This window comes from Rhodoferax potami (genome assembly GCF_032193765.1).
GTDB classification, from domain to species: domain Bacteria; phylum Pseudomonadota; class Gammaproteobacteria; order Burkholderiales; family Burkholderiaceae_C; genus Allorhodoferax; species Allorhodoferax potami.
Genome location: NZ_JAVBIJ010000001.1, coordinates 2,677,045 through 2,691,318 on the forward strand (window position 1 = coordinate 2,677,045; position 14,274 = coordinate 2,691,318).

General features: G+C 60.8%; 15 protein-coding genes. 8 read left to right on the forward strand and 7 right to left on the reverse strand.

The genetic code is table 11. The annotated features are described in order from the left end of the window. Positions 1-42: 42 nt before the first annotated feature. Together RAE21_RS12860 and rodA are read right to left on the reverse strand one after the other, a co-directional pair. A complete protein-coding gene (locus tag RAE21_RS12860) occupies positions 43-915 on the reverse strand; it encodes an NAD(P)-dependent oxidoreductase (RefSeq protein ID WP_313881695.1) in 873 nt (290 codons plus the stop codon). A 1-nt stretch (position 916) separates the two neighbouring features. Further along, positions 917-2,071: a rod shape-determining protein RodA gene (gene rodA / locus RAE21_RS12865; protein WP_313875102.1), complete on the reverse strand. Its 1,155-nt coding sequence runs from the start codon at positions 2,069-2,071 to the stop codon at positions 917-919. A gap of 4 nt (positions 2,072-2,075) precedes the next feature. Here rodA and RAE21_RS12870 point away from each other — a divergent pair, with 4 nt between their 5' ends. The 8 genes from RAE21_RS12870 to RAE21_RS12905 all read left to right on the forward strand — a co-directional run bounded on the left by RAE21_RS12870 (position 2,076) and on the right by RAE21_RS12905 (position 9,743). Then, positions 2,076-2,720, forward strand: a complete 645-nt coding sequence (locus RAE21_RS12870; RefSeq protein ID WP_313881696.1) for a YqiA/YcfP family alpha/beta fold hydrolase — start codon at positions 2,076-2,078, stop codon at positions 2,718-2,720. A gap of 71 nt (positions 2,721-2,791) precedes the next feature. After that, entirely contained in the window at positions 2,792-4,843 is a 2,052-nt protein-coding gene (locus RAE21_RS12875; RefSeq protein WP_313881697.1) for a ribonuclease catalytic domain-containing protein, read from the forward strand. Continuing rightward, entirely contained in the window at positions 4,840-5,706 is an 867-nt protein-coding gene (locus RAE21_RS12880; RefSeq protein ID WP_428984026.1) for an energy transducer TonB, read from the forward strand. Before RAE21_RS12875 ends, RAE21_RS12880 begins: the two co-directional genes overlap by 4 nt. Further along, the gene (gene mtgA / locus RAE21_RS12885; protein WP_313881698.1) at positions 5,703-6,434 is read left to right on the forward strand and encodes a monofunctional biosynthetic peptidoglycan transglycosylase; all 732 of its coding nucleotides are present in this window, start codon (positions 5,703-5,705) and stop codon (positions 6,432-6,434) included. The genes RAE21_RS12880 and mtgA overlap by 4 nt, the downstream gene beginning before the upstream one ends. Before the next feature lie 358 nt (positions 6,435-6,792). Then, a complete protein-coding gene (locus tag RAE21_RS12890; protein WP_313881699.1) occupies positions 6,793-7,404 on the forward strand; it encodes a lysophospholipid acyltransferase family protein in 612 nt (203 codons plus the stop codon). A 9-nt stretch (positions 7,405-7,413) separates the two neighbouring features. Then, positions 7,414-8,403: a phosphatidate cytidylyltransferase gene (locus RAE21_RS12895; protein WP_313881700.1), complete on the forward strand. Its 990-nt coding sequence runs from the start codon at positions 7,414-7,416 to the stop codon at positions 8,401-8,403. 40 nt (positions 8,404-8,443) lie between these two features. Beyond that, complete coding sequence (ruvC, locus tag RAE21_RS12900) at positions 8,444-8,992, forward strand: crossover junction endodeoxyribonuclease RuvC (protein WP_313881701.1); 549 nt, start codon at positions 8,444-8,446, stop codon at positions 8,990-8,992. A gap of 13 nt (positions 8,993-9,005) precedes the next feature. Continuing rightward, entirely contained in the window at positions 9,006-9,743 is a 738-nt protein-coding gene (locus RAE21_RS12905) for a substrate-binding periplasmic protein (protein WP_313881702.1), read from the forward strand. A gap of 18 nt (positions 9,744-9,761) precedes the next feature. Here the strand turns inward: RAE21_RS12905 and RAE21_RS12910 are convergent, their stop codons facing one another. From RAE21_RS12910 to ftsA, 5 genes are all read right to left on the reverse strand, one after another. Then, a complete protein-coding gene (locus RAE21_RS12910; protein WP_313881703.1) occupies positions 9,762-10,061 on the reverse strand; it encodes a flagellar basal body protein in 300 nt (99 codons plus the stop codon). Between the two features lie 95 nt (positions 10,062-10,156). Next, positions 10,157-11,080, reverse strand: coding sequence for a UDP-3-O-acyl-N-acetylglucosamine deacetylase (lpxC, locus tag RAE21_RS12915; RefSeq protein ID WP_313875094.1), 924 nt, complete (start codon positions 11,078-11,080; stop codon positions 10,157-10,159). 153 nt (positions 11,081-11,233) lie between these two features. Then, positions 11,234-12,475 (reverse strand): cell division protein FtsZ, encoded by a 1,242-nt coding sequence (gene ftsZ / locus RAE21_RS12920; protein WP_313875093.1) that lies wholly within the window; start codon positions 12,473-12,475, stop codon positions 11,234-11,236. A 57-nt stretch (positions 12,476-12,532) separates the two neighbouring features. Further along, positions 12,533-12,856 carry a flagellar transcriptional regulator FlhD gene (locus tag RAE21_RS12925; RefSeq protein WP_313875092.1) on the reverse strand — a complete coding sequence of 108 codons (324 nt, stop codon included), beginning with the start codon at positions 12,854-12,856 and terminating at the stop codon, positions 12,533-12,535. A gap of 181 nt (positions 12,857-13,037) precedes the next feature. Further along, a complete protein-coding gene (gene ftsA / locus RAE21_RS12930) occupies positions 13,038-14,267 on the reverse strand; it encodes a cell division protein FtsA (RefSeq protein ID WP_313881704.1) in 1,230 nt (409 codons plus the stop codon). Between the last annotated feature and the right edge of the window lie 7 nt (positions 14,268-14,274).

Here is a 14,274-nt window from a genome sequence, read left to right on the forward strand (position 1 = left end):
CTGTGTCGCCAGAGTCGGGGCCTGCCACAGGGGTATGGCCGCTTAGCGCTTCAAAAATTCCAGCAACGCCGCGTCGTCCATCCCGGCCAGGCCTGCCCGCACCGCTTGGGCAAACACTGCGCTGGCCGCTTCGCCCAGGGGCCCGGCAAAACCGGCGGCCTGTGCCGCATCCAGGGCCAAACGGGTGTCTTTGGCCAGCAAGGTCATGTGGGCGCGCGGCGCGAGATCTCCGGCCACCGCACGGCGCATACGGTCAGTACCGATCCAGCTCTGGCCACTGCTCTGGGCAATCACGTCCAGCGTGCGGCTGGCATCCAGCCCCAAGCGGTCGGCCAACGCCATCGCCTCTGCGGCCCCCACCAAATTGATACCCGCCAGCAGGTTATTGACCAGTTTGGTGCGCGCGCCGTCACCGGGCCGATCGCTGATGTCAAACACCTTGCTGGACAAGGCCTCCAGCAAGGGGCGACATAGCGTCCGCGCGGCACCAGGCCCGGCCACCATGAGGCTCATGCTGCCGTCCAGTGCACGCGCAGGGCCGCCGGACATCGGGGCATCCAGGGTCCAGACCCCTTGGGCAAGTAGCTGCGTGGCAATTGACTCCACATCGTGCGGGGCAATGGTCGGGCACAGCATGACCACATGGCCTGCGGGCAGGTGCCGAGCCAGTCCGTCGGTGCCAAACAGCACATCACGGACTTGGGTCGCATCGACCACACAGAGAATAGTTGCTATGCTTTTGGAAGCAGCTTGCGCAATATTTTCGGGCGCTAGCGCACCAAATGGCAATAAAGCCTCCACTTTGGCGCGGTCCAGATCATGGATGGCCGGGGCCCACCCCAGCCGGGCCAGGCGCTGCGCCATGGCCCCGCCCATGTTGCCCACCCCGATCAGCGTGACCGCGAACCCCGCCACCTTAGCTTTGCACCAAGCGCTTGGAGTTGGCAATCGACATCAAAATACCGAGCGCCAGCCCCAGTGTCACCATGGCGGTGCCGCCGTAACTAATGAACGGCAAGGGCACGCCCACCACCGGCAGGATGCCGCTCACCATGCCCATGTTCACAAAGGCGTAGGTAAAAAAGATCATCGTCGCAGCCCCTGCCAACAGGCGGGAGAACAGGGTGGGCGCCTCCAGCGCGATCGCCAGACCCCGCAGGATCAAGAAGACGAACGCGCAGAGCAAAAACACATTGCCGATCAGGCCGAACTCTTCGGAGTAAGCCGCAAAAATAAAGTCGGTGGTGCGTTCGGGGATGAACTCGAGGTGCGTCTGGGTCCCCTTCATAAAGCCCATGCCGGTAATGCCGCCGGAGCCGATTGCAATCATCCCTTGAATGATGTGGAAGCCTTTGCCCAAGGGGTCCCGGGTGGGGTCCAGCAAGGTGCAAATCCGCTGCTGCTGATAGTCGTGCAGCACAGACCAGCGCACACCATCCGCACACAGCTGGGGCTCAAACACGACCAGCAACACAATGCCGACCACCGAGATCACCACGGGCGGTATCACCAGCTTCCAGCTCATGCCGGCGAAAAAAATCACGGCCAAGCCGGCGGCCATGACCAATAGCGAGGTGCCGAGATCGGGTTGCTTCATGATCAGGCCGACCGGGACAGCCAGCAAACCACCGGCCACCACGAAGTCGAGGGGGCGCAACTGCCCCTCGCGTTTTTGGAACCACCAGGCCAGCATCAGCGGCATGGCAATTTTCATGATCTCGCTGGGTTGGATCACCACCCCGACGTTGACCCAGCGCTTGGCCCCTTTTTTGGTGATGCCAAAAATCGCCACCGCGATCAACAGCGCCACCCCCACGGTGTAGAGCGGCACGGCCACCAGCATCAAGCGCTGCGGCGGAACCTGGGCCACCACAAACATGATGGCGGCGGCAATCAGCATATTGCGACCATGATCCTCAAACCGGGTGCCATGGTCGAAACCCGATGAATACATGATGAGCAAACCGGCGCACGCCAGCATGAACACCGCAAAGGCCAAGGGCCCGTCAAACCCCGAGAACCAGGGCGCAATGCGCTGACGCAGGGAGACTTTTCCGAATTGGTACGACATAGCCATGGATTATCCCCAAGCCGCCGCCCATTACCATCCCGACATGGCCATCACCCACCTGCTTTACCTCCACGGTTTTCGCTCTTCCCCCCGATCCCACAAGGCGCAAGCCATGGCCGCCTATATGGGCAACCACTTTCCGCAGGTTCAGTGGTGGTGCCCCCAACTGCCGCCCTCCCCGCGCGCCGCCATGGCCCTGCTGATGCAGGGCATTGCCGGCTGGCCCACAGCACACATGGCAGTGGTGGGCTCGTCGCTCGGCGGCTTTTACGCTACCCACATCGCCGAGGCGACGGGCTGCCTCGCCTTGCTGATCAATCCCGCGGTCGATCCGGCGCGCGATCTGGGGAAATACATCGGTGAAAACCGCCAGTGGCATGCGCCCGAGGAAAGTTTCTACTTTTTGCCCGAGTACGTGGATGAACTGCGCAGCCTGGAAGTGGGCGCCTTGCAACACCCCGAACGCTACCGCGCCATCCTGGCCAAGGGCGACGAGGTGCTCGATTGGCGCGAAATGCACGCCCGCTATGCCGACACCCGGCTCACCTTGCTGGAAGGGGGCGACCATGCGCTCACGGGTTTCGAGGCCTTTTTGCCTGACTTGGCAGCCTTTATGGGCCTGAGGGGCGACACCGGCAGTGTTGCCTAAAACCCTTCGGTTCCCGAGGCCTGAGCCGACGGGTTCGGGACGACCCGTTTTGCGGGGACAATCCACCCCCTATGTTTGTACTGTTTGAAGAAGCCGGAAAATTCATGGCCGGTCGCGTCCTGTCCGAGGCAGAAGCCTCTGCACAGGTGGAGTTGGATTCCGGCAAGCGCGTCAAGGTCAAGTCGGCCAACGTGCTGATCAAGTTCGAAAAGCCCGCTCCTGCTGATTTTGTGGCCGCCGCCCAGGCGCAGGCCGCAGGTATCGAGCTGGACATGGCCTACGAATTTGCCCCCGACGAAGAGTTCGGTTTTGCCGATCTCGCCAAAGACTATTTCTCGGCCCAGGCCAGCCAGGCCGAGCAAGCCGGCATGCTGTTCAAGCTGTTTGACACCCCGCACTACTTCCGCCGTGCGGGCAAAGGTCGCTTCAAAAAGGCGCCTGCCGAAATCATTCAGCAAGCGCTCGCTGCCATCGAAAAGAGACGCCTGATTGCCGAGCAGATCGCCCAGTGGGCCCAAGAGCTGGCGGCAGGCAGCTGCCCCCAGTCCATCAAAGACCAGCTGTACAAAATCCTGTTCAAGCCGGACAAAAACGCCCCTGAGTACAAAGCGGTGGTCGAGGCCAGCCGCGCCACCCACATTGCGCCGCTAGAGCTGCTGCAAAAGGCCGGTGCGATTGCCTCGCCCTACCTGTTCCACTGGAAGCGCTTTTTGCTGGAGAATTTCCCCAAGGGCACCGGCTTTCCCGCGATCAGCGCGCCGGCCATTGCGGACGAGTTGCCCGTGGCGGCCGTGCAGGCTTTTTCGATTGACGATTCGCAAACCACCGAAATTGACGATGCCCTGAGCGTGCAGGGCCTGGGGTCCGGCACCGTGACGGTGGGCATCCACATCGCCGCGCCCGGCCTGGCCGTGCAGCCCGGCAGCCCGGTGGACGTGCTGGGTCGCGCCCGCCTGTCCACGGTGTACATGCCCGGCTACAAGGTCACCATGCTGCCCGACGAGGTGGTACAGACCTACACCTTGATGGAGGGGCGGGACTGCCCGTCCGTCTCGCTGTACGTCACCTTCAATGAAGAGACGCTGGAGATCACCAACAGTGAAACCAAGCTGGAGCGGGTGCCGATTGCTCACAACCTGCGCCACGACCAGCTCGACAGCGTGGTCACCGAGCAGTGGCTGACCGACGCCTCGTTTAACCATGAAAATGACACCCAGCCCTCAGCAGGTCTGCGCGAGCAGCTATCATTTTTGCACCGCTTGGCGCGCGACCTGAAGGCGAAGCGCGAGATCGTGCGCGGCAAACCCGAGACTTTCAACCGCCCGGACTACAACTTCCGCCTGCAAGGCAACGATGGCGCGGAGCCGCAGGGCGACGAGACCGTCCTCATCAGCATCCGCCAGCGCGGCGCCCCGCTGGACCTGATCGTGGCCGAAGCCATGATTCTGGCCAACAGCACCTGGGGCAGCTGGCTCGCCGAGATGGGCGTGCCCGGCATTTACCGCAGCCAGGCGTCGCTGGCACCGGGCGTCAAAGTGCGCATGGGTACCAAGGCATTACCGCATGCGGGTATCGGCGTCAAAGCGTATTCGTGGGCGACCTCACCACTGCGCCGCTATACCGACCTGGTGAACCAGTGGCAGATCATTGCCTGTGCACGCCATGGCAAGACGGCGGCGCTCGTCGCCCCGTTCAAGCCCAAGGACGCGGAGCTGTTCGCCATCATCTCCTCGTTCGACGCGGCTTACAGCGCCTACAACGGCTACCAGGGCGCCATGGAGCGGTTCTGGACCATGCGTTACGCCCAGCAGCACGGCATCACCGAGCTCACCGCCAGCCTGTTCAAGGACGGCATGGTGCGCGCCGACGACATTCCGCTGGTGTTGCCAGTCATGGGCGCCCAAGGCCTGCCCCGCCACGCCAAGGTGCGTGTCAAGCTGGGCGAGATGGACCTCATCACCCTGGATGTGCATGGCACGGTGCTGGAACGCTTGGACGCACCGGTCGAGACAGAGGCCACCGAAGACGAGGACGACAGCGAAGACGATGTGGCAGGCCCGATCGCGATTGCAGTGGACGTGAACGAAGCGCCGGACGCCGGCGGTGATAATCCCACCCCGTGAATCTGCGCAAACTGACCACGCTCCAATGGGCTCTGGGTGTATCCATTGCGGTACACGCGGCGCTGTTGACCGTGCGTTTTGTAGACCCTGAGGCCTTTAACCGGGTGTTCGAGGACCAGCCACTGGAAGTCATTCTGGTGAACGCCAAGAGCAAAGAAAAACCGGAAAAGGCCCAGGCGATTGCCCAAACCAATTTGGCTGGTGGTGGCGATGTGGAAAAAGGCCGCGCCACCAGCCCTTTGCCGCCCTCGGCGTTTACCGACATCGGCGACACCCTCGAAGAAGAGAGCGCACGCAAACTGCAAAGCCTGCAGGAGCAGCAAAACCTGTTGCTCGCGCAAGTCAAAAGCCAACTGGCCGCCCTGCCCCCGCCCGACCCCAACAAACTGGCAGACAAATCAGACCAGGCCGAGCGCGAGGAAAAGCGCCGGCAGCTGATCAAGTTGCTGGCCGAAATCGAGCGACGCATCAACATGGAGAACGCGCGCCCGAAAAAGCGCTATGTGAGCCCCTCTGTGCGTGAAGAGGTGTATGCGGTCTATTACGACCAACTGCGCCAGCGTATCGAGGAAAAAGGCACCGACAACTTCCCCCAAAGCGGCGGGAAGAAGCTGTATGGCGAGCTGACCATGATCGTCACCATCAACTTTGATGGCCGGGTCATCGACGCTGAGGTGGTGCAGAGCTCGGGCAACCCGGTGCTCGACAAGCGCGCCCAGGCGATTGCCCGCTCGGCGGGCCCGTTCGGCAACTTCAATACCGCCATGCGGCGCCAGGCAGACCAGATTCTGGTGGTGTCCCGCTTCAAGTTCACCCGTGACGAGACATTGGAAGCCAAGGTCTCGTCCTCCGCGGCCCGATGAGATCGCTGTTGCGTTGGGTGCTGCTGTGTGGCGTGGCGTTTGTCTCGCTCCAGCTGTATTTCGTGGGCCGGATTGCCGCCATGGCGGTGATCGACCCGCAGTCCACCGCCTTTGAACGCTCCGAGGCTTGGCGAGTCGCCCGGGAGCGCGACACCTTCCGGTGGCGCCAGGAGTGGGTGCCTTATGAGCGGATTTCAGACAACCTGAAACGCGCGGTGATTGCCTCGGAGGACGATAGCTTCCGCCAACACGACGGGGTGGACTGGGAAGCCTTGGAAAAGGCATGGGCCAAAAACGCCAAGGCAGAGCAGCGCGCCGAGCAGCGCCTCAGCCAAGGCAAGGCCAGCACCAAGCCCCCGAAGATCGTAGGCGGCTCCACCATTACGCAGCAACTGGCCAAGAACCTGTTTTTGTCGGGCGAGCGCACCTTGCTTCGCAAAGGCCAGGAGTTTGTGCTGACCTTGCTGCTGGAGCAGTTGCTGAGCAAGCAGCGCATTCTGGAGATTTACCTCAATAGCGTGGAATGGGGCGAAGGTGTGTTTGGCGCGGAGGCCGCGGCTCAACACTATTTCCGCAAACCCGCCAGCAAGCTCAGCGCCTACGAGGCGGCCCGTTTGGCAGTGATGTTGCCGCGGCCCAAGTTCTTTGAGAAGACACCTAACTCGGGCTACCTGAACAGCCGTGCTGGCACCATCGTGGCGCGGATGGCGGACGCGCAGCTGCCCTGAATTCATTTTTGGCTTCGGGCTGCTTTGGCTGTTGCCCGCAGCGAAGCAGGCATGAGTCCCGCCGCTCGTGTCCCCCGGCCTTCGGCCTCCTCCTTGACCTCGCTTTGGGACTCACGCCTGCTCCACTGCTGGAGTGAAATGCTTGCCAACATTCATTGACTTGGCTTACCCCCCCGGGAAGCGGTGGGCGGTGGGCGGGGTGCTCTGCATAGTGAGGTCAAGGAGGAGCGCGCAGCGCGGGGGACACGAACGACGCAGAGCACCCCGCCCACCGCTTCCAGCGCAAACCAAAAGATCGATGCCACTAGAGTGAGATAAAGCCTAAGAGCAGACACATCCGCTCTGTATCATCCCCGCCATGCTTGCCAAGTTGATGAGTTACTTTCTATTGGGCCTGATCCGCTTTCTCACCGGTGCGCAAGCGCGCTGGCACGGCTGCCCGCCCAAAGCAGAACAGCGGATCTACTTTGCCAACCACCAGAGCCACGCCGATCTGGTGATGATCTGGGCGGCCTTGCCCAAGGAATTGCGGCACATCACCCGCGCCATTGCCGCCAAAGACTACTGGACCAAATCTCCCTTCAGGCAATGGCTCACGACAGAGGTGTTCCATGTGATCTACGTCTCGCGTGACCGCACTTCTGAAGAAGACCCACTGGAGCCGCTGATCGAAGCATTAGCCAATGGTGACTCGATCATCCTGTTTCCCGAAGGCACACGCGGGCACACCGGTGAGCCACAGGCGTTCAAGGCCGGCCTCTACAACCTGGCCACCCGCTTTCCCAACGTGGTGCTGGTGCCCGCCTGGATCAACAATGTGCAGCACGTACTCCCCAAGGGCGAAGTGGTGCCGGTACCGGTGCTGTGCTCTGTGACCTTCGGCGCCCCCATGCAAGTGGCTGATGGCGAAGAGCGCCGGACGTTTCTGGACCGGGCGCGCAACGCCGTAGTGGCCCTGCGGGACGTGTAAGGCAAGTCCATGTACCACTACCTGAAAAATCTAGGCCCGACCCAGCAAGTGGGTGCGTTGTTCATTATTGTTTTTGGCCTGTTGCTGCTCTCCAGCATCGTGGCGTTTCTGATGTCCCTGCGGGAGCACGGCGACGATGAAGCCGGCGACCGCAAGCGCGCAGAGCTGAAGAACCTGGACGGTATCATCCGCACCAGTTGGCTGATGGTGTTTGTGTTTTGGGTGGGGTGGCTGAGCGGCCCCTTGGTCGCCCTGAGCTTGTTCGGCGGCCTTTCGTTCTTTGCGCTGCGTGAATTCATGACCCTGTCGCCCACCCGACTGGGCGACCACCGCAGCCTGGTGTTGGCATTTTTCGTGGTGCTGCCCTTGCAGTACTGGCTGGTCGCGACCGAGCACTTCGACATGTTTGCGGTGTTCATTCCGGTGTATGTGTTCCTGGCCCTGCCGGTGGCGAGCGCGCTGGCGAATGACCCGCAGCGTTTTCTGGAACGCAATGCCAAGCTGCAGTGGGGCATCATGGTGTGCATCTACGGCATGAGCCACGTGCCTGCGCTCTTGATGCTGAAGTTTCCGGGCTACGACCACCGGAACGCGTTCATGGTGTTCTTCTTGGTGCTGGTGGTGCAGTTCTGCATGGCAGTGCAGCACCTCGTGTCCCGCAAACTCAAATTGCCACCGGCAGCCCCTGCCATCAGCATGAGCTTCAATTGGCCGAGCTGGTGGATCGGCGTGTTCTCGGCCAGCCTGTTCGGCGCATTGCTTGCCGGCATCACCCCTTGGGTGCCGGGCACCGCGTTTGCGTTTTCCTTTATTGCCTGCGTTGCAGGCACGATGGGCCACTTTGTCATGAAAGCGCTCAAGCGCGACCGGGGCATCCCTAGCTGGGGGGGCAATATGCGCGCAGTCACCGGTGCCGGTGGCTTGCTGGACCGGGTGGACGCCTTGTGCTTTGCGGCCCCGGTGTTTTTCCACTCCGCACGGTGGTATTTTGACCTGTAGCGCCCGTAGATATTGCGCGAGCAGCTCCTAACTTTATAGCATGCGAATTCTTGGTATTGACCCCGGCTTGCGCACTACCGGCTTCGGCTTGGTAGACGTCGTGGGCGCGGATGTGCGCTATGTGGCCAGTGGCACGATCCGCACCGAGCACCTCGATACCCGGGCCTTGCCAGCGCGGCTCAAGGTGCTGTTTGACGGCATTGGTGAAGTGGTGGAGCGCTACCAGCCCACCTGCGCCTCGGTTGAAATTGTGTTTGTGAACGTGAACCCGCAGTCCACCCTGTTACTGGGCCAGGCCCGCGGAGCGCTGGTCACAGCACTGGTGTGCGCCAACCTGCCGGTGGCGGAGTACACCGCGCTTCAAATGAAGCAGGCAGTCGCGGGCCACGGCCGCGCTCACAAAGACCAGGTGCAAGAGATGGTGAAGCGCCTGCTGCACCTGCCCGGTTTGCCCGGCCCCGATGCGGCCGACGCCTTGGGCCTGGCGATCACCCATGCCCATGCAGGCAAGTCCATGGCCATGCTCGCCGGGAGCAATGGCGTGGGTGGTAACGGGAAAATCCGTTATCGTGACGGACGTAGCCAATGAATGCGGTTTTGACATGCACACCATCAAAATTTACGCTGGAATCCTTTTGGCCTTGTGTGCAGCAACGACGGCCGGCGCACAAACACTCACCGCTTATACCGAAGAGTGGGCGCCCTACAACTTTCAAGACGGCCGGGATGTCAAAGGCATCGCCACAGACTTACTGCGGGAGGCCTGCAAGACCGCGCGCTTGAACTGCAGAGTGGAAATGGTACCGTGGGCGCGGGGCTACAAGATTGTCCGCACTACACCGGACACGGTGCTTTTCACCACCGCCCGCAAGCCCGAGCGCGATGACCATTTCCTGTGGGTGGGGCCTATTCTGTCGCGCAGCACCTGGGTGTTTGCTCGGCCCCATCCTGCAGATGCAGCCGGCACACGCGAGTTAAACAAACTGCGCTTCGGGGTTGTGCGAGGCGAGGCGGCTTACCAGGACCTGCTAAATGCCGGGGTGGCGCCGACCTCGATGGTCGAAGACAGCTCCAACGCCAGCATCCTGCGGCTGCTGTTGTCCGGCGTGGTCGATGCGATGGTGGATACCGAGGTCGCGATGGCTTGGGCATTGCGCAGCAGCAGCTTGGACGAAAGCACGGTAATCAAGCACAGCAAGCTTGCAGACGAAGGAGCGTATTTCTACGCTTTTAATCTCAAATCGAATCCCGAAGTCGTCGGCCGTTTGCAGGCTGCCATCGACAAATTGAAGCGCCAAGGTCGGGTAGACGCCTTGGTGCATCGTTACACCCAACCCTGAATCAAGGTCTGGGCGTGGTCAGGCCCGGGTGTCCAACAAGGCGCCGGCCATTTTGTCGGCGGTTTTGAAAACCGCCAAATTGGCGATGAAGCTATTTTTCGCCTGCAACTGGCTCACCACGTCCTGCTCCAAGGCATTGCCTACCTGCGGGGATTCGCGCACCGACGTGCTGACCCCGCCTCCGGCTTGGGCGGTTTGCACCGTGTCCTGGCGCTTGAACCCTTCAGTTGCCAGATTGGCTACGTTGTTGGCGCTGGCTCCTAGGCGGGTTTGCGCCGCGTTCATTCCGGAAAGAGCAATCGAGGAAATGGAGTTCATGGGAGGTGCGCCTTACGGTACCGTCTGCACATCGCAGACCTTTCCATTATCAACAGCGACAGCCCCGTGACAAGCACCGGCCGGATAAGCGGCTGTTACCAGGCCCGAACCGGTTGGGCGAAGCCCTGTGGTGCCTGCTTGACGTCTTCAAAGGTCACCACTTCCCAGGCTTCGGGGTGGGCTTGAAGCTCTCGCAACAGTTTGTTGTTCATGGCGTGACCTGACCGGCGGGCACTGTAGGCGGCCAGCAGGGGTTTGCCGACGATATACAAGTCGCCGATGGCATCCAGAATCTTGTGCTTCACGAACTCGTCGTCGTAGCGCAAGCCATCGGCATTCAGGACCTTGTAGTCGTCCATCACGATGGCATTGTCCAGCCCCCCACCCAAGGCCAAGCCGTTGGCACGCATCATCTCGACGTCTTTGGTGAAACCGAAAGTACGGGCACGCGCAATGTCGCGGGAATAGCTGTCGGTACTCAAATCGAATTCGACTTTTTGACCGGTGGAGTCCACGGCAGGATGGTTGAAATCAATCTCAAAGCTGAGTTTGTAGCCGTGGTACGGGTCGAGACGGGCCCATTTTTCGTTGGCGCCTTCGCCTTCCCTCACTTCCACCGGCTTGATCAGCCGGATAAACCGGCGCGGCGCGTTTTGCAACTCAATGCCTGCGCTTTGCAACAGAAACACGAACGAGGCGGCGGAACCATCCAGAATCGGCACCTCTTCGGCCGTGATGTCCACAAACAAGTTGTCCACGCCCAAGCCAGCGCAGGCGGACATCAAGTGTTCCACGGTGTGGACCTTGGCATTCCCGCACGAAAGGGTAGAGGCCAAGCGGGTGTCTGTTACCGACTCAGCCGACACCACGATATCCGGAGCATTGGCCAAATCGACCCGCCGGAACACGATCCCTGTATCCGGCGCCGCCGGGCGCAACGTGATCTCGACACGCTGGCCGCTATGCAGGCCCACGCCAACGGCGCGGGTCAGGGATTTGAGAGTTCGTTGTTTCAGCACAGGTCTATTGTAAAAGTAGCGCAATACGCCTCCGGAGCGGATGCCTTTGGCCAGAAACACCGTGGGTCCGGCTCAGCCGGCCCACTGGTGTTGCCCCCTGCAAGGGGGGAAAGCGGCCACCCGCAGTGGGCAAGCCGGGGGGTATATAAAAGGCTAGTCCGCCTGCTTGCGCAAGAACGCGGGGATTTCGTAGTCGTCCATGCCGCCGCTTGAGAGTGCATCGACCTTGGCCGCTGCCTGGGTGCGGTTCGTACGCCACACGCTGGGTGTGGACATGCTGCCGTAGTCAGGCTGGCTGACAGACGATCCCACGCTGCCCATCGCAGGGCTTGCGCTCCCTGTGCTTGCGACTGTGTTCAGCGTGGGCACATGGAAAGGCACGTTATCGGTACCGGTGCGCAGCACTTGCAGCGGGGGAGCGGTGCGGCGCGCGCCTTGACGGCTCAAGCCTGTGGCGATCACGGTCACACGGATTTCATCGCCCAGCTTTTCGTCGTTGGCAGTGCCGTAGATCACGTGGGCATCTGCAGAAGCGCAAGCGCGGATAGTTTCCATCGCCATCTTGGATTCTTTGAGCTTCAAAGAACCCTTGCAGGCGGAAATCAGCACGAGCACGCCCTTGGCACCCGACAGGTCGACACCTTCCAGGAGCGGGCAGGCCACGGCTTGTTCTGCCGCAATCCGGGCGCGATCGGGACCGCTGGCAGTGGCAGTTCCCATCATGGCCTTGCCGGGCTCACCCATCACGGTGCGCACGTCTTCGAAGTCGGCGTTGATCTCGCCCTTCACATTGATGATTTCAGCGATACCGCCGACAGCGTTCTTCAGCACGTCGTTGGCGTGTGCGAAAGCTTCATCCTGTGACACATCTTCATCGAGTACTTCAAGCAGCTTCTCGTTCAGTACCACGATCAGGGAGTCCACATTGGCTTCGAGCTCGGCCAGACCGGTGTCGGCGTTGCTCATGCGGCGACCGCCTTCGAAATCGAAGGGCTTGGTCACCACACCAACGGTCAAAATGCCCATTTCTTTGGCGACCTTGGCAATCACGGGTGCGGCGCCGGTACCGGTACCTCCGCCCATGCCGGCGGTGATGAACAACATGTGCGCGCCTTCGATGGCTTGGCGGATGTCGGCCTCTGCCTGCTCAGCCGCTTCACGGCCTTTGTCAGGCTTGCTTCCGGCACCCAAGCCGGTACCGCCGAGCTGGATGGTCTTGTGGGCCGAGCTGCGGCTCAGCGCCTGAGCATCGGTATTGGCGCAAATGAATTCCACACCCCCCACCGATGTCGAGATCATGTGCTCCACCGCATTGCCACCGCCACCGCCTACGCCAATGACTTTGATTTGTGTGCCTTGGTTAAAAGCTTCTTCTTCGATCATTTCGATGCTCATGTTGTTACTCCTTGAATTGCAATATTGAATGGGTTGAAACCGGTTGTCGGGCAGAACTCAAGCAGCGACGGCCAAACGGCCTGCCAACAAGATGTCGGCGAGCAGGCGCTTGGCATGCTCGGCCTCCGGCTTGGGAGCCGGATGGCTGGTGAGGAGCTTCCACACCACGTCATCGCTGACACCGAAGCGGCACAACAAAATGTCGCTATCGGCAATACTGGTTTTCTGACTTTCTGACAACGTTTTGATAATTTCTGCAGCGTCTTGCGACATACCCAGTATTTTCACAGCGGACTGGAGGTCCTTCTGGATAAAACTCTGGGCCATATTCAAATAAGCCATATTTGCATCGCGAATTTCGGCCTTGATTTGGGCTTTCATATTTGTCATCTCCTGAGATTCAATATTTTTCGACGATTTTTTTTCCAACGACTGAGTGCAAACACGGTGGCGCTTTACGAAGGCGGGTCCTGCCCTCGATGGACCAGCACACGAACCAGCCCCCAGCAATGGCGGGGAAATTGGTGACCCACGAACACATTGGTGGCCGGTGTAAACATGGTTAAAAGTTCCCCACAAACCAGTCCTTCACAGAACTGAAGGCTGATTTCATCGTGCCGGATTTCTGGGCGACCTTGTAACCCCGAAGGCGGGCAATGCGGGCCTCTTCGAGCAGGCCCATCACCGTGGCCGCACGGGGCTGCGCCACCATGTCGGCCAAAGCGCTGTTGTATTTGGGGATACCTCTGCGCACCGGTTTGAGGAAGATGTCTTCACCCAGCTCCACCATGCCCGGCATGATGCAGCTGCCGCCGGTGAGCACGATGCCACTGGAGAGCACCTCTTCATAGCCGGACTCGCGCATCACCTGATTTACCAGGGTAAAAATTTCCTCGACCCGCGGCTCGATCACGCCCGCCAGTGCCTGACGGCTCAACATGCGGGGGCCGCGATCGCCCAGACCCGGCACCTCGACCTGGGTTTCAGGGTCTACCAACAACTGCTTGGCGTGGCCCGACTCGACCTTGATGTCTTCAGCATCTTTGGTTGGTGTGCGCAGAGCCATGGCAATGTCGCTGGTGATCAGGTCACCGGCAATCGGAATCACGGCGGTATGGCGGATGGCGCCATTGGTGAAGATGGCGACATCGGTGGTACCGGCGCCAATATCCACCAGTGCGACACCGAGTTCGCGCTCGTCCTCGGTGAGCACCGAAAGGCTGCTGGCCAGTGGGTTCAGCATTAGCTGCTCGACTTCCAAGCCGCAGCGGCGCACACATTTGATGATGTTTTCTGCCGCGCTCTGAGCACCGGTCACGATGTGCACTTTGGCTTCCAAGCGGATGCCGCTCATGCCGATGGGCTCACGCACATCCTGGCCGTCGATGATGAACTCTTGGGGCTCCACCAGCAGCAAGCGCTGGTCGGTCGAGATGTTGATGGCCTTGGCGGTTTCGACCACACGGGCGACGTCGGCTTGGGTGACCTCGCGATCTTTCACCGCCACCATGCCGCTGCTGTTGATGCCACGGATATGGCTGCCGGTGATGCCGGTGTACACACGGGTGATCTTGCAGTCGGCCATCAGTTCGGCTTCTTTGAGCGCTTGCTGAATGCTGGCCACCGTCGCATCGATATTGACCACCACACCGCGCTTGAGTCCATTGGTGGGTGCCACACCGAAGCCGGCGAGTTTGAGCTCACCTCCAGGCATGACCTCGGCCACCACCGCCATGACTTTGGCCGTGCCGATGTCGAGGCCGACGACGAGATCTTTGTATTCTTTTGCCATTGTGTTG